This is a genomic window from Archangium gephyra (assembly GCF_049060025.1).
Lineage (GTDB): Bacteria > Myxococcota > Myxococcia > Myxococcales > Myxococcaceae > Archangium > Archangium gephyra_A.
The window spans coordinates 5,329,714-5,347,014 of the sequence record NZ_JBMEQQ010000002.1 but is presented as its reverse complement, the minus strand read 5'-3'; the positions used below and the strand labels follow the sequence as shown (position 1 = coordinate 5,347,014).

Annotated in this window: 16 protein-coding genes and 2 pseudogenes; 6 read left to right on the top strand and 12 right to left on the bottom strand. The window is 70.6% G+C overall.

Annotated elements, in window-relative coordinates:
- Positions 1-3 precede the first annotated feature (3 nt).
- Positions 4-984, top strand: a complete 981-nt coding sequence (locus tag ACN28I_RS23220; RefSeq protein WP_420944141.1) for an imm11 family protein — start codon at positions 4-6, stop codon at positions 982-984.
- 27 nt (positions 985-1,011) lie between these two features.
- On the opposite strand, the gene ACN28I_RS23215 is transcribed toward ACN28I_RS23220, so the two are convergent.
- The 5 genes and pseudogenes from ACN28I_RS23215 to ACN28I_RS23195 all read right to left on the bottom strand — a co-directional run.
- On the bottom strand, positions 1,012-2,736 hold the full coding sequence (locus tag ACN28I_RS23215) for a GNAT family N-acetyltransferase (protein ID WP_420944140.1): 1,725 nt from the start codon (positions 2,734-2,736) through the stop codon (positions 1,012-1,014).
- A gap of 63 nt (positions 2,737-2,799) precedes the next feature.
- Positions 2,800-3,987 carry a tetratricopeptide repeat protein gene (locus ACN28I_RS23210; RefSeq protein ID WP_420944139.1) on the bottom strand — a complete coding sequence of 396 codons (1,188 nt, stop codon included), beginning with the start codon at positions 3,985-3,987 and terminating at the stop codon, positions 2,800-2,802.
- 105 nt (positions 3,988-4,092) lie between these two features.
- The gene (locus ACN28I_RS23205) at positions 4,093-5,043 is read right to left on the bottom strand and encodes a hypothetical protein (RefSeq protein ID WP_420944138.1); all 951 of its coding nucleotides are present in this window, start codon (positions 5,041-5,043) and stop codon (positions 4,093-4,095) included.
- Between the two features lie 104 nt (positions 5,044-5,147).
- A complete protein-coding gene (locus ACN28I_RS23200; RefSeq protein ID WP_420948892.1) occupies positions 5,148-5,741 on the bottom strand; it encodes a hypothetical protein in 594 nt (197 codons plus the stop codon).
- A 463-nt stretch (positions 5,742-6,204) separates the two neighbouring features.
- Positions 6,205-6,510, bottom strand: a pseudogene (locus tag ACN28I_RS23195) (FAD-binding protein); the annotation flags it as partial.
- Between ACN28I_RS23195 and ACN28I_RS23190 the strand changes: the two are divergent.
- From ACN28I_RS23190 to ACN28I_RS23180, 3 genes are all read left to right on the top strand, one after another.
- Positions 6,496-6,744, top strand: a complete 249-nt coding sequence (locus ACN28I_RS23190) for a hypothetical protein (protein WP_420948891.1) — start codon at positions 6,496-6,498, stop codon at positions 6,742-6,744. The pseudogene ACN28I_RS23195 and the gene ACN28I_RS23190 overlap by 15 nt on opposite strands.
- Positions 6,745-6,845: 101 nt before the next feature.
- The gene (locus ACN28I_RS23185; protein ID WP_420944137.1) at positions 6,846-7,562 is read left to right on the top strand and encodes a TIGR02269 family lipoprotein; all 717 of its coding nucleotides are present in this window, start codon (positions 6,846-6,848) and stop codon (positions 7,560-7,562) included.
- Between the two features lie 25 nt (positions 7,563-7,587).
- On the top strand, positions 7,588-8,310 hold the full coding sequence (locus ACN28I_RS23180; RefSeq protein WP_420944136.1) for a double-CXXCG motif protein: 723 nt from the start codon (positions 7,588-7,590) through the stop codon (positions 8,308-8,310).
- Between the two features lie 12 nt (positions 8,311-8,322).
- On the opposite strand, the gene ACN28I_RS23175 is transcribed toward ACN28I_RS23180, so the two are convergent.
- Positions 8,323-10,404: a neutral/alkaline ceramidase gene (locus ACN28I_RS23175; RefSeq protein WP_420944135.1), complete on the bottom strand. Its 2,082-nt coding sequence runs from the start codon at positions 10,402-10,404 to the stop codon at positions 8,323-8,325.
- A gap of 200 nt (positions 10,405-10,604) precedes the next feature.
- Here ACN28I_RS23175 and ACN28I_RS23170 point away from each other — a divergent pair, with 200 nt between their 5' ends.
- Positions 10,605-11,918, top strand: coding sequence for a DcaP family trimeric outer membrane transporter (locus ACN28I_RS23170; protein WP_420944134.1), 1,314 nt, complete (start codon positions 10,605-10,607; stop codon positions 11,916-11,918).
- On the opposite strand, the gene ACN28I_RS23165 is transcribed toward ACN28I_RS23170, so the two are convergent.
- Positions 11,912-12,751: a hypothetical protein gene (locus tag ACN28I_RS23165; protein ID WP_420944133.1), complete on the bottom strand. Its 840-nt coding sequence runs from the start codon at positions 12,749-12,751 to the stop codon at positions 11,912-11,914. The genes ACN28I_RS23170 and ACN28I_RS23165 overlap by 7 nt on opposite strands.
- A gap of 62 nt (positions 12,752-12,813) precedes the next feature.
- Here ACN28I_RS23165 and ACN28I_RS23160 point away from each other — a divergent pair, with 62 nt between their 5' ends.
- Positions 12,814-13,584 carry a hypothetical protein gene (locus ACN28I_RS23160; RefSeq protein WP_420944132.1) on the top strand — a complete coding sequence of 257 codons (771 nt, stop codon included), beginning with the start codon at positions 12,814-12,816 and terminating at the stop codon, positions 13,582-13,584.
- Here ACN28I_RS23160 and ACN28I_RS23155 read toward each other — a convergent pair.
- The 5 genes and pseudogenes from ACN28I_RS23155 to ACN28I_RS23135 form a co-directional block, all read right to left on the bottom strand.
- Positions 13,575-13,787 carry a hypothetical protein gene (locus ACN28I_RS23155; RefSeq protein ID WP_420944131.1) on the bottom strand — a complete coding sequence of 71 codons (213 nt, stop codon included), beginning with the start codon at positions 13,785-13,787 and terminating at the stop codon, positions 13,575-13,577. The two genes, ACN28I_RS23160 and ACN28I_RS23155, sit on opposite strands and share 10 nt — an antisense overlap.
- Complete coding sequence (locus ACN28I_RS23150) at positions 13,784-13,939, bottom strand: hypothetical protein (RefSeq protein WP_420944130.1); 156 nt, start codon at positions 13,937-13,939, stop codon at positions 13,784-13,786. The genes ACN28I_RS23155 and ACN28I_RS23150 overlap by 4 nt, the downstream gene beginning before the upstream one ends.
- A 91-nt stretch (positions 13,940-14,030) precedes the next feature.
- The gene (locus ACN28I_RS23145; RefSeq protein ID WP_420948697.1) at positions 14,031-14,234 is read right to left on the bottom strand and encodes an alpha/beta hydrolase family protein; all 204 of its coding nucleotides are present in this window, start codon (positions 14,232-14,234) and stop codon (positions 14,031-14,033) included.
- Positions 14,235-14,352: 118 nt separating this feature from the next.
- Positions 14,353-15,042, bottom strand: a pseudogene (locus tag ACN28I_RS23140) (alpha/beta hydrolase family protein); the annotation flags it as partial.
- A gap of 83 nt (positions 15,043-15,125) precedes the next feature.
- A complete protein-coding gene (locus ACN28I_RS23135) occupies positions 15,126-17,093 on the bottom strand; it encodes a metallophosphoesterase (protein WP_420944129.1) in 1,968 nt (655 codons plus the stop codon).
- Between the last annotated feature and the right edge of the window lie 208 nt (positions 17,094-17,301).

Below are 17,301 nucleotides of genomic sequence, written 5' to 3'. Positions count from 1 at the left end.
CCGATGCGCCCGAGCCGCCTGAATGCAAGGGCCAGGAGCACCACGTCATCTCCAGGCGCATCGCCAGGGAGTTGGAGAAGCACCGTAAACTTCGAGGCCTCTACAAAGCTCGCGATCCACGCTTCGTCGCCCGGGCGAAGGACGAAGAATCACACTGCGGTTACCAGCGTTGGCACCGTGAGGTGGATGACGAGGTCGTTGAGTGGCTCAGGACGAACGGAACCGCGACAGCAAGAAAGTTCGAGGAGTATCTACGGGAGATCTACTCCCGGCCAGAGATGCTCGCGAGGTTCCCCAATGGCTACTGACTCCTCCGCTGCCCCACGCTTCTTCGTTTTGAAGAATGAAAGATGGGGGAGTCACGATGTCGATTTCACCAGCATTGATGACAATGTGGGCGAAGCATCGAGATGCCCTCGATGTGGAGACTTCATTGGTTCGCTGCCGTGGTTGCCACCTTACCGTGGCACATTGGAACTCTATGGCAAGGACCCTGGTGACTTCATCAGGGTCGCCGGTGCTGAAGTCCTTATCAGTGAGCGTCTGGCTGAGGCGTTCCGTGCGGAAGGGCTCACTGGTTTACAGGGTTTCCATCCCGTGGAGGTGATGCGGGTGCGCAGACAGCGTCGTGGGCCGAAGCCATCCTCCATGCCCACGTACTTTCTGACCACGCCCGTGTTCGGAAGTGCGGCGGTGGACGAAGCCCGCAGCCGCATCCGGCGTGACTCGCCCATCACCTGTGACTGGTGCCGCGAGACCGGAGTGGACTCCATCCACGGGTTCGTTCTCGAGCAGGGAAGTTGGAACGGCGACGACGTCTTTGTCGCCCGCGGCATGCCTGGGTCCATCATCGTCTCCGAGCGCTTCGCGGGCTTCGTCGCTCGGCACGGCTTCACCAACATGAAGCTGACGCCCACGGAGGAGTACACGTGGGATCCCCTGCGGCGCGGCCCGCCGCCCGCGACTCCGAGTGGTCAGGACTGAAGCGCCCTGGCGCGGGAGGGCCCCGGCTCACCAGGTGCCGACGCCGAGGTGCAACCCGCCGCGGGCGTCAATCTCCTCCAGCAGCGCGGAGCCGCCGAGCGCCAGGCCATAGGCGGGCATGGACTCGGTGACGAGCCGGCCGTCGTCGCTGGCGAGGTACGTCACCGGGGCGGTGAGGCGGGAGAAGCCGGAGGTGCGCAGCAGCTTCTCCGCGGCGCGGCCGATGAGGAAGGCGAGGGCGAGCTCCACGCCGTGTCCGGCGAGCAGCGCCAGCACGCGCTGGGTGAGGAGCGTCCCGAGTCCCTGCTTCTGGTGCTCGGGCGCCACGGCGATGCCCAGGCCCGCCACCTTCACCATGCGGCCCCCCAGCATCACCTCGCGAAAGGTGACGGTGCGGAAGCCCGCGAGCGCCCCGCCGCGCCGCACCGTCACCACCAGGTCCGGCCGCGTGTCGTAGTAGTAGCGGCCGTGCACCTTGGCCTCTCCCGGGAAGCAGCGGGCCACCAGCGCGCACAGCTCCGGCTCCAGCCCGGGCGGCAGTGCTCCGGCGTCGTGCACCTCGAGGGCCTCGTCCAGGCTCGTTGCGGGCCGGGCCCTCCCACGCGCCTTCACCGTCTCGTTGTAGAGCACCACCTTGTGCAGCTCCACCGTGCCGCCGAAGACGGAGAGGCACAGCAAGTCCCTCAGCATCCCCTCGGCGCCCTCGCTCTTGCGCAGGCCCTTGCCTCCGAGCACGCGGATGAGGCCCTGGGCCGCGTCCACCGCCGTCTCCACGCCGTGCAGCTTGATGATGGACAGGGTGCCGAAGACGTCCTCGCCCCGGGAGAGTCCGCCCAGCGCCGAGTCCAGCAGCGCCTCCAGCGTCTCCTCGGCCACGCGCATGCGCACCAGCCGCTCCTGAATGTACTGGTGGCGCCCCAGGGGCTCGCCGAAGGTGCGGCGCGACTGCGCATGGGCCATCCCGCGCTCCAGGCAGCGGCGCACCGCCGCGAGGTACAGCACGCCGGTAAGCAGTCGCTCCTCGGTGAAGGTGGTGCGGAACAGGCGCACGCCATCCCCCAGCTCGCCGAGCCGTGCATCCGCGGGCAGCACCACCCGGCGGGCGATGAGGTTGCCGGTGGCGGAGGTGGCCAGACCCGTGAGGTCCTTCACCTGGCGCAGGTGCACGCCCGGGCGGGCCGTCTCCAGCAGGAAGAGGTTCACCGCGTGGGCCGGAGGCACGCCGGCCAGCCGCGCGGAGACGATGGCCAGGTCCGCGGGCCCCACGTTGGTGATGCTGCACTTGCGCGCGTCCAGCCGCGGGCCCTCCGGCGTGGGCACCACCCGCGCGCGCAGGGCGAGGATGTCCGTCCCGGCGCGCGGCTCGGTGTTGGCCACCGCGCCCACCCACTCGCCCGACAGCAGGCGCGGCAGGTAGAGCGCGCGCTGGGCCTCGGTCCCGGCCCGGGCCAGCAGCCGCACGCAGACGAAGTGCGCGAGCAGCGAGGTGGCCAGCCCGAGGTCCCCCGAGCCCGCCGCGAAGCCCGCCAGCGCATGCACCACGCCGGACAGGCCCTCGCCCCCCTTCGAGGGCTCCTGGGCGGGCTCCAGCGCCACGCGGAACAGGCCCTCATCGCCGAGCCACCGGAACGCCGCCCGGTCGAAACCCGGGGCCACGGCTTCGCTCCCGCGCCGCTTGCGTCCTTGCTTCGCGCGCTCGGTGCGGTAGCGCTCACCCAGGGTGCGGAACCGCTCGTGTAGCGCGCTCTTCATACCGGCCTCCTGTCAGCCCGAGTCTACACCCGGGCGGGGGCACGGCCGGTGGCCGCCGGTGCTTCAGGCCTTCGCCAGCGCCTGCTCCAGGCGGGCGGCCTCCTGCCGCACCTCATCCGTCTCGGCCAGCGGCAGGGCGAGGAGCTTCTTCACCTGCTCGCGCGCCTTGGCCTGCTGTCCCGCCCGCGACTGGGCCAGGGCGAGGTTGAGCAGGGGCTCGGGCCGCTGGGGGGCACGCCGCACGGCCTCCTCCAACACCGTGATGGCACGGGGGAGGTGTTGACCCTCCGGCTCGGAGGGGATGCGCAACAGGAGCTGGCCCAGGTTGTTGGCGGCGCGCCAGCCGTCGGGCGCCAGACCCATGCCCGCCTCGTACGCTTCCACCGCCTTGTCGTACGCGGGCGGCTCCTGCGCCTCGTAGCAGGTGGCCTCCGCCATCTTGAGCGCCTCGGTGGCCAGGCCCAGCGAGTCCATGGTGCGGCACAGGTGGAGCACCTGCGGGTACTGGCCGCGCGCCAGCATGAGCTGCGCGAGGTTGGCCTGTGCGTCGGGATCCTTGGGCCGCTGGGCCGCCAGCGCCGAGGCCGCCTTGTAGGAGGCGTTCACGTCGCGCAGCGCCATGCTCAGCACGGTGAGGGACGCGAGCAGGCGGGGGTGGCGGGGCAGCGCCTTGAGTCCCTGCTCGAGCACGCGCTTGGCCCCCGGCAAGTCATCCCGCGACGCGAGTGCGTGCGACAGGCTGAGGTACGCGGGCATGAAGCCGGGCTGCTGGGCGATGACCTGCCGCAACGTGGCGAGGCCCTCCTCGTCCTTGCCCGCCTCGAGCTGCACCTGTCCCAGCCGGTAGCGGAAGACGGCGTTGTCCGGGCCGAACTGCACGGCCCGGGCGAGCGACTCCAGCGCCTGCTCCGTCTTGTCCTGCTTGATGAGCATCATCCCGCGGCCGAAGTGGGCCTCGGCGCGCTTGGGCTCCTTCGCCATCACCTGCTGGTAGCCCTTGAGGGCCACGTCGAGCTGGCCCTGCTGGGCGGCGATGTTCGCGCGCAGCAGCAGGGTGTCCCCGGTGACGCCCTGGGCCTCGACCTGGGCGATGAGCTCCTCGGCCTGGGGGAACTTGCCCTCCAGCAGGGACAGCTTGGCCAGGACCACCAGGGCTTCCCGGTTCGCCGGCTGGCGGGCGAGTACCTTCTTGGCCTCCGCATGGGCCTTGGCCAACTGCCCCGCAGCGAGGAGCTTCTCGAGAGGATTCATGGCGTGTGAGTGTCCCCCAGGGGCTCGGGGGCTGTCGAGCATGCGCTGGAAATGCGAAGGGCCTCGCCGAAGCGAGGCCCTGGGAACAGCCGTCAGTCCGGGGAACTACCAGGAGGTGACGAAGTCCTTGACGCCCTCGGCGGCGTCCTTGATGCCCCCGCCGATGTCCTTCACGGTGTCCACGGCCTTGCCCACGTCCAGCTCGACACCGAACTCCACGCTGCCGCCGATGCCCAGCGCGGCGCCCACGTCGAAGTTGGCCGACAGCTTGCCGTCCTGCAGGCCCACGTTGGCCTCGAACTCGGCGCCGATACCGGCGAAGGCCTCCGCGCCCACCGTGGCGGAAGCGGGACCGACCTCCTGCGTCACCTGGCCGCTGGCGCGGGCACCGGCGAAGGCCTCGCCGCCCACCTGGGCCGCCACGTCACCGTGGAGCGGATCCACCACGACCTGGCCCGTGACGCTGGCCTCGGCGCCCACGTTGCCCTCGGCCTGCCACGAGGTCTTCCCCACGGGGCTGTCCACGTGGCCTTCCACCGAGCCGCGCACCAGGTTGGCCTGCGCCGAGGCGCCGCCCTGCGCAATCACCTTGCCGTTGGCCGGGTCGAAGGACACCGAGCCGTTGGCGTTGGCGCCGGCCGTGAGGGCCTGGCCCTCCACCGTGTTGTGGAAGGAGCCGTTCACATCACCCGAGGTGTGCGAGCCCTGGAAGGCCGCCCACTCCTTGCCCACGTTCCCGGAGACCAGCTCCTGCTCGTAGCCGCTCGTCTCCAGCGTCTTCTGGGTGGCCGTCTGGCCGGGGCTGTTGGTCTGCGTGGTGCTGGTGGTGCGGCGCTGGCCGTCGATCAGCCCCTGCTCGTGCGGGGTGAGCGTCTCACCGCGCTGCTGCTTGGCCGTGATGGACTCGAGCTCCGCCTGGCGCTGCGGGTTGTTGTCCGCGCGGAAATCACGCTGGACCTCGCGGTACGCCTGATTGCGCTCCGCACCGGGCTCGGCGCGGGTCTGCGACACGGGGCGGTAACGGTTGAACTCAGCGGAACGCGAGATCGAGGTCATGGCGGGGCTCCAGGGGGATTTTGGCGGGTGCGGCGTTGAAAGGGTTATCGGCGGTGCCCGCGGGAAGTTTCCTGGCTCCTGATTATTTGTGCATTTTCCGGGGCCTATTCCGGCTCTTCCCCAGGAAATCCGGGCACATAGCGCCCCGGGGCGAGGATGCCGGCGGGATCAAGGGCCTGCTTCAGGCGCCGCAGGATCGCGGGTGAATCATCCCCCGTGGGCAGGGCGTCCTGCGCCGACTGGAGGCCCAGCCGGGTGGGGTAGTACCCGGAGGTGGTCAGCTCGCGCGCCAGCGCCCGGTAGCAGGCCAGGGCGCGCTCGTCCTCTCCGCGCTTGTCGCGATCAAAGGCGAGGGCCACGACGAGGTACAGGCAGCGGGGGGACTGGGCCAGCAGCGCCAGGTTGGGCTCGAAGCCGAACAGGCGGGGGAGGCGGTCCGCGATGCCCACGGCGCGCTGGGCCTCCTCGCCGGTGAAGGGCAGGGCCACCGAGCACCAGATGAAGCCGCAGCGGTCCCGGTCCGGGTGGGGAGCCTCCGGCTTGGGCGTGCGCTTGCGCCAGTACGTCATGGACAGGTTGATGTCCGTGGGGACGCCCTGGAAGGGGCTCTCGCCGTCCGGAGGGGGAGGGGAGAGGCGCAGCGGGCGCGGCAGTCCCTCGAGCGCGGCGGCCAGCCGGCGCTCCAGCACCGCGCCCATGTCCTCGTCCGGGGCATGGAGGGCGCCGCTGATGGCCCAGCGGCCGAAGCCCTCGCGGAACTGGTCCAGGAGAAAGGCCGGCAGGGGCGTGCGCCCACTCGTCGCGGCATACGGGTACTGCTTCGCGATGCTGAGCGCCTTCAGGTCGTTCCAGAAGAAGAAGCTGCTGCGCAGCGTGCCGTCGAGCGCGAAGCTCCTGGAGCCTGTCCAGCCGCTCCCAGAGCTGCGCGTCCTCGTCCACGGAGATGAAGAACTCGCGGAGGTAGGGCTGCTTGCGCCCCAGCCAGAACGTCATGCGCGTCACCACGCCCAGCGAGGACTGGCTGAAGAGCCCGTCCAACGAGGGGCCCACGCCCCAGCGGAAGACGGGCGCCGCCCGCGCGCCGGGAAAGCGCGCCAGTCCCGTCTCCACCCGCTCGCCCGTGGGAAGCACCACCTCCAGGGCACACACGTGCTGGAAGATGTCCGCGTGCGGCCCGCGCCCGTCTCCCCGCTCGAGCGCGTTGCCCACCATGCTCGCGTCCGGCGAGCCCCCGATGCTGGTGATGAAGGTGCGGGAGCCCCGGGCCCGCAGCCACGCATGGGCCTGGCGGAAGGTGACGCCGGGCTCGACGGTGAGGTAGGCGAGCTTCTCGTCGTGGGCGAGGATGCGGTTCATCCGGCCCAGCTCCATCAACACGCTGCCGTCCCGGGGCGGCACGCGCGAGCCGTAACCCCAGTTGCGTCCGGCGCTCACCGGGTAGACGGGGACGCGGTGCTCCTGGGCGATGCGCAGGCAGGCCTGGACCTCGGCGGTGCTCGCCGGGCGGAGGATGGCGGGGATGCGCTGGGTGGTGGCGAAGGTGGCCGTCTCCGCGGCCGCGAGCGCCTCCGGCTCGATGACCACGTGCTCCTCGCCCAGCGCGGAGCGCCATGCGGCCAGGGCGGACTCCAGCGCGCTCATCGCTCCCTCCCGGACGGTGACGGGGAGGGGCGCGGGGGCGGGGAGTTCGGCTTCCGGTGATGGACGCTCACGCTTCCCAGTATGCCAGACACTGCTAGCGGGGCTGCATGGGCATGCGGGTGCGTCGTGGTGCCTCGGCGTCATTGATACCCTGGGCGTAGATGACCAGATGCCCACTCCCTGCCGTACTGTCGCTGTCCCTCGCCGTGCTGCTGCTGTCCGCGTGCGCCACTTCTTCACCTGCGTTGCGTGAGGGGGAGGGCGCGGAGCATGACGACGCCATCGCCTGTGAGGAGGCGGATGCCGATCAATGTGTCGTGCTGGCATGTGAGGAGGGCGAGTGCGGCGTTTTTGGCTGTGAGGATGTGGATCCGGAGGCGGTCGCACGCGCGCCGCTGGGCCATGGTGCGGAGCTGGCCCGAGGCTACCGCCCGCTCTTCCGCACCCCTGGCACGCAGCGGAACTGGAGGCGTGCGGGGCTCAGGGATGGTGTCCGGCCCCGCCTGACGTTCCATTTCCAATACCGCCACGGCTACCTTCCGGCCTTCCCCCGGCTCGAAGGCAGGCTGATCAAACACCACCTGTTCCCGCAGCAGGAGAACCTAGCGCAGTGGTTCAAGATCCAGGGTATCAACATCCATCAGTGGACGATGTTCATCCCGGAGCACGTGCACCTTCGCATCCACCGTGGCGCGCGGGGCGGCGCGTGGAACGCGGCGTGGCAGCAGTTCGTGAATGCCAACTGGTATCGCCGTGTGCCGCCGGAGGAGTTGCTGCGCACGGCGTTCGAGTTCGCCTTCCGCTTCGACATCGTCGGTCCCCTCATGCCGTACTCCGCCACGGTTTCCCCACCAGGCCCCCAACTCCTCGCTCCGTGAACGCCGAGGATGGAGACACGAACGCATGAAGTTCTATCGACTCGAGCGAGACCCTTCGCCACGCTACACGGGCTATCTGAATGCCGCGCACAAGTGGGGGCTACCCGGTCTGGAGCCCTGCCCGACATGTAAATGCGGAGGGGCGGGGGCGGGCCTCGAATACCCGTGCGTGGACCTGTCCAGCCTGCCCCCTGATGAGTTGAAGAAGCTGTCCGATTTCTGGCCCGTTCCACTCAAGGAGATCGAGCGGCTGCGGGAGGTGGTGCGCCCGTTGGTCCCCCCGGGAGCCAGGCTGGAGCCGGGAACACTGTTCGGGCCTCTGCAAGGCACCGGGGTGGGCTACTTCGGCCAACTGGACCTGTATGTGCCCTGGGCCTTGTGCCTGCGCCGCGAGGCGTTGGAGCGCTTGCAGGAAGCGGGCGTGCGGGGCCTGCAAGGGTGCCCCACCCGCATCCGCTTCCGCACCAAGCACGCCCCCACGTTGCTCGAGATGCAGATGGAACTGCACGGCCAGCTTCACCCCGACTGCCTGCCGCCAGACCTCCAGCCTCCATGCCCCACCTGCGGGAATGAATTCCTCACCCGCCCGGACCCCATCATCCTCGACGCCGCCACGCTCCCCCCGGAGCCCGACCTCTTCCGTTTGAAGCAGGGCGCGACGCTCATCGTCGCCAATGAGCGCTTCGTGGAGACGGTGCGGCGCCTGGAGCTGGATGGGGTGCTCTTCCACGAGCTGGAGGTCCGCTGACGCGCGTGCGGCTCAGTTCACGGTGAACTCGCGCGACGTGCCGCTGTAGGGGCGGATGAGCCCGTCCCAGCCGGACTTCCAGTCCCCGTCATGGCGGATGCGGTAGGTGCCCGGCACCGTGTCCGCCGGAATCGTCCACTCGGTGGTGACGTGCGAGCAGCCGTAGGTGGGGGCGCAGTCGTGGCGCTTCCAGCGGTACTTCGTCTCCCAGTCCCAGTCGTTGGCCACCGTCACCCACGAGGTGCCCGACTTGCGCTGCACCTGCAGGTACGTGCCCTGGCGGCGGAGGTTGTTCTTCGGGTGGCCGCCCCAGAACTTCACGCTCACCGTCTGGCCTCGGGTGTAGCTGGCGAGCGCGTTCGTGACGACGCCGCCGAAGCTCACCGTCAGCAGTTTGTCGTCGTACACCACGCCCGTCTGCACCGTGGACTGCTCGTTGCGCAAGTCCCTCGGGGTGGGGCCCGGCGCCACCGTGGCGCCCGTGCGCAGGGCCACCGCCAGCTTGTCCACCTCCTGCTGCACCGCCGCGAGCGTCCACGGGCCGAAGTGCGTGGAGGCACCCTCGTAGTCCTGCTTCGCGTACTCCTCGCGCGTGGACAGGTAGCCCGCGTAGGCGTTGGACAGGCCGGCGATGATCACCTGGTTCACCCCCAGCGGGGAGAGCTGCGCGAGCACCTGCTGCCGCACCCGCCGCCCCGCCATGGTGGTGGGCTCGAAGGGCAGCCCCACCAGCGCCACGTTGCCCAGCCGCACCACCTGCAGCGGGAGCACCTCGGGCGTCCACGGGTAGGGCGTCAGCGTGCCCGTCTGCAGGACGATGGGCTTCTCTCCCTGGCACGGCGTGGTGGAGATGGTGCAGTTGAAGACGCTCCAGACACTCTTGATGCTCTCGCAGGTGGAGCCCTCGTGGCCGTAGCCCGGGCCGTCCTCGGCGCCGGCAATCATCGAGTCGCCGATGGCCGCCTCGCAGGTGGTGCGCCACACCCCATCCGTGTACGCGGGCGCCACCTGCACCGAGTCCATCGCCACGTAGGCGTGCCGGAAGTCCACCCCGCCCGTCAGCCGCACCGAGGCCGTGTCATAGAGCGTCTTCGCCAGGTTGAACTGCTTGCGCGCGGACAGCTCCGTGCTCTCGAAATCGTTGGCGCCACCGCCGTTGGTACCGCCGTAGATGTTGGGCGTCACGTCGCCCTCGCTGCTCTGCGCGAAGGCCGCCACGAAGGTGCTCTGCGCGGTGTAGTTCGTCCCCTTGAGCTTCTCGAAGAGATAGGAGGCGTAGCCCTTGTTGTCGCCGCTGATGAGCAGGTTGTCATTGCCCATGGAGGTGGCGTGCACGGCGAACCAGTTGATGAGGCCCAGCTCGCGCCCGTCATCCGCCTGCAGCCGCAGCAGCGTCATGCGCTTGTCCGTGTCGTGGGCGTACTGCGCGCGCTCGGTGGCGGGGTTGCGCAGGTAGGCCTCGGGGGAGCGGTTGAGGCTCGCATCGAGCAGGTCCCCGGAGGCGATGCGGAGGGTGCCGGGCGTCAGGTTGTCGTGGGCGCGGACGATGGACTGGAAGATGCCGTCCACGATGGCGTCGAAGCCCTGCCGGTCGTAGCCGAGCACGGTGAGGTTGTAGAGCGCGTAGTGCGAGTGGCCCCCGGGCCCCGCGTGCGTGTGCGTGGCGCTCACCATCACGTTCTCGTCCGTGTAGAGGGTGCCGTACTTCGCGCGCAGCTTCTCCATCACCTGCTGCCTCACGCCCTGGAAGACCTGGCCGAGGTCCGCGCTCACGAACACCGCGCGCTTGCCGTTGCAGGGCGAGGCGATGACGAAGGCACGCGAGCGCAGGCGCTGGTGGATGCCCGCCGTCTTCTGGTTCACCATGGCGTAGCCCATCATCCCGATTTCCGCCGCCGGGCCGGTGATGTCGTAGAGGCCCGCGCCAATCTGGAAGCCCTGGTTGGCCGAGCACGGATCGGCGAGCGCGGCTTTCTGCTGGGAGAGAGGCTCGGCCTCGTCCGGGGGTGGGGCCTTCGTGTCGCAGGCGCCCAGGGCGAGCGCGAGCGCCACGGCCGCCAGCAGGCGGGGGGAGGAGAAGAGACGTCGTTGCATGGGGGCTCCAGGAGCGGGATGCCGGGATTGTGGGCGGGAGTCTGCCCGGGTTGCGGCCTCCTTGGGTTGGTGCGGTGCGTCGAATGCGAGGGTTCTGTCCGCGACAGTGAAGCCCGCCTCCGGCCCGGAAGCCCTGACGGGGCGCGGAGGCCCCGTGCTCTCCTGTCCCCGGATGCAGGTGCCGGGGAGGAGCTCGCCGCATGTGGAGGCTCAGCCGTCTGGGAATGGTGCTGGCCGTGGTGCTCGCTGGAGGGAGCGCCTCCGCGCAATCCAAGGACACCGCCGTGCCCGAGGCCCCGGAGACTCCCGGCGGCGTGAAGACTCCGGAGACGCCCGAGGAGCCGGAACAGGAGCCGGACGGCACGCGGCCTTTCGGTGAGTCCCCGGGCTCGGAGCCGGCGGTGGTGGACCCCTCCCTCACGGGCATGGTGATGAAGGTGGGCCCCGCCACGGAGGAGGACCTGAAGCGCGGCTACGTCTCCTTCCGCGCCCGCATCAAGGTGGACCTCAACTACGACTTCCGGCCCATCCTCAACGAGGAGGACTTCGCCCCGGCCTCCATCCCGGTGGGCGCGGAGCCCCGCGGGCCCAACCTGAACTTCAACGCGAAGCAGACCCGGCTCTTCTTCGAGGGTGGAAAGCTGACGCTGCTGGGGCCGCTCATCGGCCACATCTCCGCGGACTTCTACGGCGAGGGCTCCAGCGGCGGTGACTTCCGCGTCTACGAGGCCTACGCCATCGTCGGTCCGCTGCTGGCGGGGCGGAAGTGGACGACGTTCATGGACCTGGCGGCCGTACCCGACACGCTCGACTTCCAGGGGCCGGGCTCCATGCTGGCCACCCGGCGCGAGGTGCTGCGCTACGGCAACACCTTCGGCCCGCTGCTGGTGCAGCTGGCGTTGGAGCGGCCGCTGCCGGACCTCACGTTTTCCGACGCGGACACGCAGGAGGCACGCACGCCCGCGCCGGACGTGGTGGGCGCGGTGGAGTGGAACCTCGGCAAGGGCCGTCACGTGCGCGCGGCGGGCCTCGCGCGGTGGCTCTCCTATGCCGGGGCCGGCAGTGAGGCGGGCAAGGTGCTGGGGTGGGGCGGCACGTTGAGCGGCCTCTGGACGTGGGGCGAGCGCGGCTGGCGCACCTCGGCCCAGGTGCACTACGGCTCCGGGCTCGGCGCCTATACGGCCGACGTCGCGGGGCTGGGGCTGGATGCCGTGGTGGTGGGCCCGGGCAGGCTGGAGGCGGTGCCCACCTTCGGGATGTTCGCCGCCATCGAGCCGAAGTGGACCGAGCACCTCGCCTCCTCGTTCGTCTACGGCTACCACGCGATGTTCCCCCTCGACGTCCAGCCGGGCGGCACGCTGAGGCGCACGCACTACCTCTCCGGCAACCTGCTCGTCTCCCCGGTGCGCTCCGTCACCTTCGGCGCGGAGCTGCTCTTCGGACGGCGGGAGAACAAGGACGGCGCCGGGGGCAACGCCGTGCGGCTCATCTTCTCCACCCGCGTCTTCTACTGAGCCGTTACCGCGCCTTCAGGGTCCGGTGGACGCGGCCCACGGCGGTGATGAGCTGCTCCACCTCGTCCCAGGTGTTGGCCACGGTGGGCGTGGCGCGCAGCACCCCCTTGTCGCGCGGCACCAGCGGATGGCCCTGCAGCGTCACGTTGATGCCCTCCTCGAAGAGGAGCTGCCCGCCGCGCTCCACGTTCTCCGCGCTCCCCACATAGGCGCTGACGATGGGGAACCACGATGCGCCCCAGCTCCGGCAGCCGCCCCGTGGTGGACAGCACCCCGTCCACCACCACCAGCCGCGCCGTGGCGTCCGCGTGCGTCGCCAGCCCCGCCTCCAGCGTCGAGAGGTCCCCATGGTGGAAGCTGGTGAGCGTGGCCCCCATGTCCCTCGCCAGCCGGCAGCCGTCATGGTTGACCTTGTGCACCTCCTTGTCCGCGAAGATGGCCGCTCCCTTGCCCGTCAGCGCCGGGATGAGGCCGATGCCGATGAGGCTGATGGTGGGCAGCACCAGCGCGTCCTCGGTGCCCAGCAGCGCGGCGAGCCCGGCCTCGAGCCGCTCGTACAGCTCGGGGCTGCAGCACATGCGCGCCCAGGAGGGGTGCGTGCCCCACTCGCGCACCGCCGGGCCAATGGCCTCCATCACCTCGGGCCTCAGGTCCAACCCCAGGTAGTTGCACGAGGCGAAGTCCGTCAGCCACCTCCCCCGCACGAGCACCTTCCGGCCCCGGATGGCGGTGGCCACGTTGTCGTACAGGCCGCTGCGCTGCAGTAGCTCGTACACCTCGCGGTTCTTCCGGCTCAGCACCCGGTCGATGGCTTGGTCGAAGACGTCGCTCATGAAATCCTTTGGGCTCGTAGAATCTTCGAATACACGGCCCCTCCCTGCGTCTGGATGACATCATGAACCGATTCCTTGGCCCCGCTTCCCTCGGACTGTCCGTCCTGGCGCTCGCCATTGCCCTCTTCGGCTCCCGCGGCGAGCCGGTGTCTCCCCCTCCCGCCAACGAGCCGGCCGCCGATGTCTTCACTTCACTGGAGCTGGAGTCGATTGAACGCAGGGTGGAATCCCTGGAGCAGACCTCGCTGAGCCTGTCCAAGCGGCTGATGTTGCTGGAGCAGCGGCCGAGGGGGGCTTCCGATGGCGGCGGGGTGGCCATGGCCCCCGCCTCCCTGGCCGCCGAGGTGGAGCAGCTCCGCTCGGAGGTGCGCGGGATGATCGCCGGAGAGGCCCTGCAGTCCCAGGGCGGGCGCGACTACCTCAAGGAGGCGGTGCGCTCGGTGCAGGAGGAGATGCGGACGGAGCAGCGGGAGCAGCGGCAGCAGCAGATGCTCCAGGCGCAGGAGCAGGCCCAGGCGGGACGCGCCGAGCGCCTGCGCCAGTTCGTCTCCGACGCGAAGTTGAGCTACAGCCAGGAGCAGGAGCTCACGCGCCGCATGCAGGGCGAGGACGCCCAGCGCCAGGCGCTCTTCGACGCGGTGCGCGCCGGGGCGAAGTCACCCCGGGACGCCCGGCAGGAGGTCCGCCAGTTGCGCCAGCAGACGGACAAGGAGATGGCGGCCGTCCTCGATGAGTCGCAGCGGGTGCGGTACGAGGAGATGCGCCGTGAGGAGCGCCGCGAGGAGCGTCCCCGGGGAGGGCAGCGGCGGGGACAGGGCGGCGATCAGCCCTGAGCCCGGCCCAGGGCTCCGTCGATGATGAGGCCGAGAAAGGCCGCGTAGGACAGGCCCGCCTCCTTCGCGGCCAGCACGCAGGGGGCGCTCGGGGCCAGGTACGAGTTGGGCGTGATGTCGATGAGCAGCGGGACTCCGCTCGCGTCCAGCCGGAACTCCACCCGGCCCCAGTCCCTGCCTCCCGCGAGCTGGAAGGCCCTCACGCACAGCTCCTCCACCGACTCGCGCTCTCTCCCTTCAGCCGCTGGAGCAGCGAGGGGCCGTCGTCCTCGTACGCGCCCGGCGCGGCGGCGTCCTGGGTGCAGCCCATGGCGGCACCCATGAGCGCGACGAGCGGAATTCGGGAGCGGACCATCTGCACACCTCGGGGCGAGCCTCCGGACCCTTCACTCCGAGCGTACGTCAGGCGAGCCTCCCCCAGCCAGCCCGCGCCGGGAGACGCGCGCTCACGCGGGCTGCTCCTCGGGCGGGAGCTCGAGGGGATCGACGCGGGAGAAGGCGTCGAGGATGGCCCGGATGATGGCGCTCCGCCCGGTGAAGAAGGCGCTCACGTGTCCCCCGGTCAGGTAGCGCAGCTCCGCCCCGCGCCAGTGTTGCAGCAGGCGCAGCGTGGAGGCGGAGGGGACGAAACCGTCCTGGCGCGCGGCCATGAAGATGGCGCGGCGCGGGTTGGCCAGAGGGGGCAGGGCGGTGGTGGCCGCCGCCGAGAGGAAGCTCGGCCAACCGCTTTCGCGCCGCCTCGGGGCCTCCGGTGGTGCGGCCCAGCGCCTCCCAGTCGGGGACGGCGGACAGCACGCCCTCGGTGAAGACGGGCGCCGAGGAGTGCGCCGCGGCCAGGGGGATGACGGCCGCGGGCAGCGGGAACATCGCGGCGGCATAGGCGGCAATGCTGCCTCCCATGCTGTAGCCGGAGATGCCCACCTTGGGGTGTCCGGTCGCCAGCAGCCACCCGAGCAGCGCCGTCGCCTCCACCGCCGTGGCGCGGAACATCAGCAGCAGGTCCACCACCGTGCGCACCGCCGCGCCCTTCTGCCCGGGCGGACGGCGCGAGCCGTAGAAGGGATTCTCCAGCAGCAGGGCGCCCACGCCCTCCCGGGCCAGCTCCTTCGCGATGAAGCGGCGCAGGCCGAAGCCCTCGTCACCCGAGGAGGCCAGGAAGACGCACACCGGAGGGCGCGGGCCGGCCTGGTGGGGCAGCAGCAACTGGAAGCGCGCCTCGCGGCAGGCCTCGGGCAGCGAGCCCACGGCGGCGGGGCTGGGGAAGCGCCCCTCCTGGACGAGCAGGTGCCCCTCGCGCCGCGCCGGGCGCACCGTCACCTCGGTGAGCTCGGGGAAGGCGAAGCCCTGCGGGCCCTGGGTGAGCTTCTCCAGGAGCGCGTTGGAGCCCCAGCCGTCCTCGAAGAAGCGGGGCTGGCGCGCCACCGTGAATTTCGCGGCGAGCGCGTCCAACCAGTGCATGCGATTCATTCTGGGACTCCCGGGGAATGCCGCCCGGCATCCTCGCCGCGTCCGGGCGGCATTCCAACCGGAGAAGTACCCGGTTACTGCTGCTCGAGGGCGGTGGCGGGCACCGGCTCGGGCTCGTCCGCCACGGACTCCAGCGTGTCGGCCGGCGGCACCGTCTTCTGGTCGCGCAGGAACTCGGGCAGCCGGGTGGGGTCGTACGTGGGGCCCGGGGGGGAGTCCACGGACATCGTCGAGACACCGGACGGCGAGGCCACCGAGGCCGGCAGCGTCTTTGTCAGCGTGAGGCTGTCGCGCACCGTGCCGCTGGCGGTGATGAACTTCGTGGTCAGCGTGCCGCCGTCCACCACCACGTCCAGGTAGCCCATGTTGGTGTTGTCGCGGAAGGCCGTCCAGCTCGGCTGCGACGCGATGCCGAAGGAGCGCAGGGTGGCGCCGCCGCTGCCCACCACGATGTAGGGGATGCCGCGCGTGCCCGCCGGGGCCACCGCGTCCCCCTTCATCGGCCTGGTGCGCTCGTAGTTGTGGTCATGCCCGGTGAGGACCAGGTCCACCCCGTGCTGCTCGAAGAGGGGCGCGTAGTCTCGGCGCATGGCCGTGCTCGAGAGGTGCTCGCCGCTGGACCAGGGCGGGTGGTGGAAGAAGACGACCTTCCAGGGGCGGCTCGTGGCGGCCAGGTCCTGGGCCAGCCACGCCTTCTGCAGGGCGGTGGTGCAGTCGGTGAGCGTGAAGCTGCGGCAGTTGGAGTCGAGCGAGACGAAGTGCACCGGACCCCAATCGAAGGAGTAGTAGCGCTCGCTCTTCGCCGGGTTGTTGGCCGGCAGGTAGAAGTTGTCCAGGTACGGCTTGCCCGCGTTGGTGACGTACTCGTGGTTGCCCGGCGTGGGGAAGAGGGGCACCTCGCGCAGCAGGGCCGCCATGGGCTTGAACATGTTGCTCTGGAACTCCGCCTCGGTGCCGGAGGAGTACGCGTTGTCGCCCAGGGTGAGCAGGAACTCGCCGGCGCGCGCGGGCGTGAGCTGCTGGAGCACCTTGGCCTGGCTGCTGCCGCCGGTGCCGAAGTCACCCATGGCGGTGAAGTGCACGCGCTTCGTCTCGGGGCCGGTGGCCGTCTGGAAGCGCCGCACGCCGGTGACGGAGCCGCAGGCCTCGACGACGTAGCTGTACGTGCGGCCCGGGAGCAGCCCGCTGAGCTTCACCGCGTGCTGCCACCCGGCCGCCGTGGCCGTGGCGGTGCGCGAGATGTCCGAGCCCTCGCCGAAGCGCACGAAGGGCGTGCAGGACACGCCGGTGCGGAAGGCCACCAGGGCGCTGGTGGTGCCCACGCTCTGCAGGTACGGCAGGCGCGGCAGGGCCGGGCCCGAGTCCGTGGTGGGGGCGGTGGGCGGCGCCGTGGTGTCGTCGCCACAGGCGCGCGCCTCGGTGATGGAGGCCCAGTCGTTGACGGTGTTGCCGTTGACGGTGACGCGCAGGTAGCGCGCCTTGCGCAGGCCGGTGAAGCGGTACGTCTGGGCCGAGGCCGTCAGCGCGCTGGTGGCCTCGTACGCCTGGGTGAAGGTGGCGCCGTCCTCGGAGGTGGCGAGCGTGAAGTGGTTCTGGCGCGCGGTGCCCTGGTGCCAGGCGATGGTGGCGCCGGCCAGGGACTGCGAGGTGCCCAGGTCGAGCGTGAGCCACGAGCCCTTGCCGAGCCCGCTCCAGCGGGTGGCCAGGTTGTCGTCGTAGGCATTGGCGGCCACGCTGCCCGCGCCGTCATCCCCGCTGGCGGTCGCCTTGGCGGTGGTGAGCTGACGGCAGTTGCTCGCGGTGAGCCCGGACGCGGTGGTGCCCAGGTCTCCAGCCGTGGGGGCGGCGGGGACCTCGGCGGCGGGAGCATCGGTGGCGGGCGGGCTGGCGGCGGGTGGCCCGGCCGGAGGCTGTGCAGGGGCCGAGGGGGCCTCGGCTGCCGGGGCCTCCGAGGGAGAAGGCGTGGGGGGTGCTTCACAGGCCGTGGTGAGCAGGACGCCCAGCAGACACGAGGATGAGAGCAGTCGGTTGCGTTTGTGCATCGTGGGGCCACAAACGGAAGGCACCGGCAGGCATTCCTCCAGGGGCTTCACCCGGCGTGTACCCGTCTGCTGGCCCGCCGGGCTTTCGACCCCTCGTATCCCGGCGTTGTCCGGGGCCCGTTCCGGCCGGAGTCCGGGCTTCGGGCCCCTTTCGGGTGAGCGATGGACGTCCGGAGAGGTCTCCTCCCGAACAATGAGTTTTTGAGAA

What these genes read in the sequence shown, in the direction of transcription:
- ACN28I_RS23220 (WP_420944141.1), top strand. Translation starts at nt 4, where the DNA reads ATGCGCCCGAGCCGCCTGAATGCAAGGGCCAGGAGCACCACGTCATCT.
- ACN28I_RS23215 (WP_420944140.1), bottom strand. Translation starts at nt 2,736, where the DNA reads ATGAAGAGCGCGCTACACGAGCGGTTCCGCACCCTGGGTGAGCGCTAC.
- ACN28I_RS23210 (WP_420944139.1), bottom strand. Translation starts at nt 3,987, where the DNA reads ATGAATCCTCTCGAGAAGCTCCTCGCTGCGGGGCAGTTGGCCAAGGCC.
- ACN28I_RS23205 (WP_420944138.1), bottom strand. Translation starts at nt 5,043, where the DNA reads ATGACCTCGATCTCGCGTTCCGCTGAGTTCAACCGTTACCGCCCCGTG.
- ACN28I_RS23200 (WP_420948892.1), bottom strand. Translation starts at nt 5,741, where the DNA reads ATGGGCGCGGTGCTGGAGCGCCGGCTGGCCGCCGCGCTCGAGGGACTG.
- ACN28I_RS23185 (WP_420944137.1), top strand. Translation starts at nt 6,846, where the DNA reads ATGACCAGATGCCCACTCCCTGCCGTACTGTCGCTGTCCCTCGCCGTG.
- ACN28I_RS23180 (WP_420944136.1), top strand. Translation starts at nt 7,588, where the DNA reads ATGAAGTTCTATCGACTCGAGCGAGACCCTTCGCCACGCTACACGGGC.
- ACN28I_RS23175 (WP_420944135.1), bottom strand. Translation starts at nt 10,404, where the DNA reads ATGCAACGACGTCTCTTCTCCTCCCCCCGCCTGCTGGCGGCCGTGGCG.
- ACN28I_RS23170 (WP_420944134.1), top strand. Translation starts at nt 10,605, where the DNA reads ATGTGGAGGCTCAGCCGTCTGGGAATGGTGCTGGCCGTGGTGCTCGCT.
- ACN28I_RS23165 (WP_420944133.1), bottom strand. Translation starts at nt 12,751, where the DNA reads ATGAGCGACGTCTTCGACCAAGCCATCGACCGGGTGCTGAGCCGGAAG.
- ACN28I_RS23160 (WP_420944132.1), top strand. Translation starts at nt 12,814, where the DNA reads ATGAACCGATTCCTTGGCCCCGCTTCCCTCGGACTGTCCGTCCTGGCG.
- ACN28I_RS23150 (WP_420944130.1), bottom strand. Translation starts at nt 13,939, where the DNA reads ATGGTCCGCTCCCGAATTCCGCTCGTCGCGCTCATGGGTGCCGCCATG.
- ACN28I_RS23145 (WP_420948697.1), bottom strand. Translation starts at nt 14,234, where the DNA reads ATGGCCGCGCGCCAGGACGGTTTCGTCCCCTCCGCCTCCACGCTGCGC.
- ACN28I_RS23135 (WP_420944129.1), bottom strand. Translation starts at nt 17,093, where the DNA reads ATGCACAAACGCAACCGACTGCTCTCATCCTCGTGTCTGCTGGGCGTC.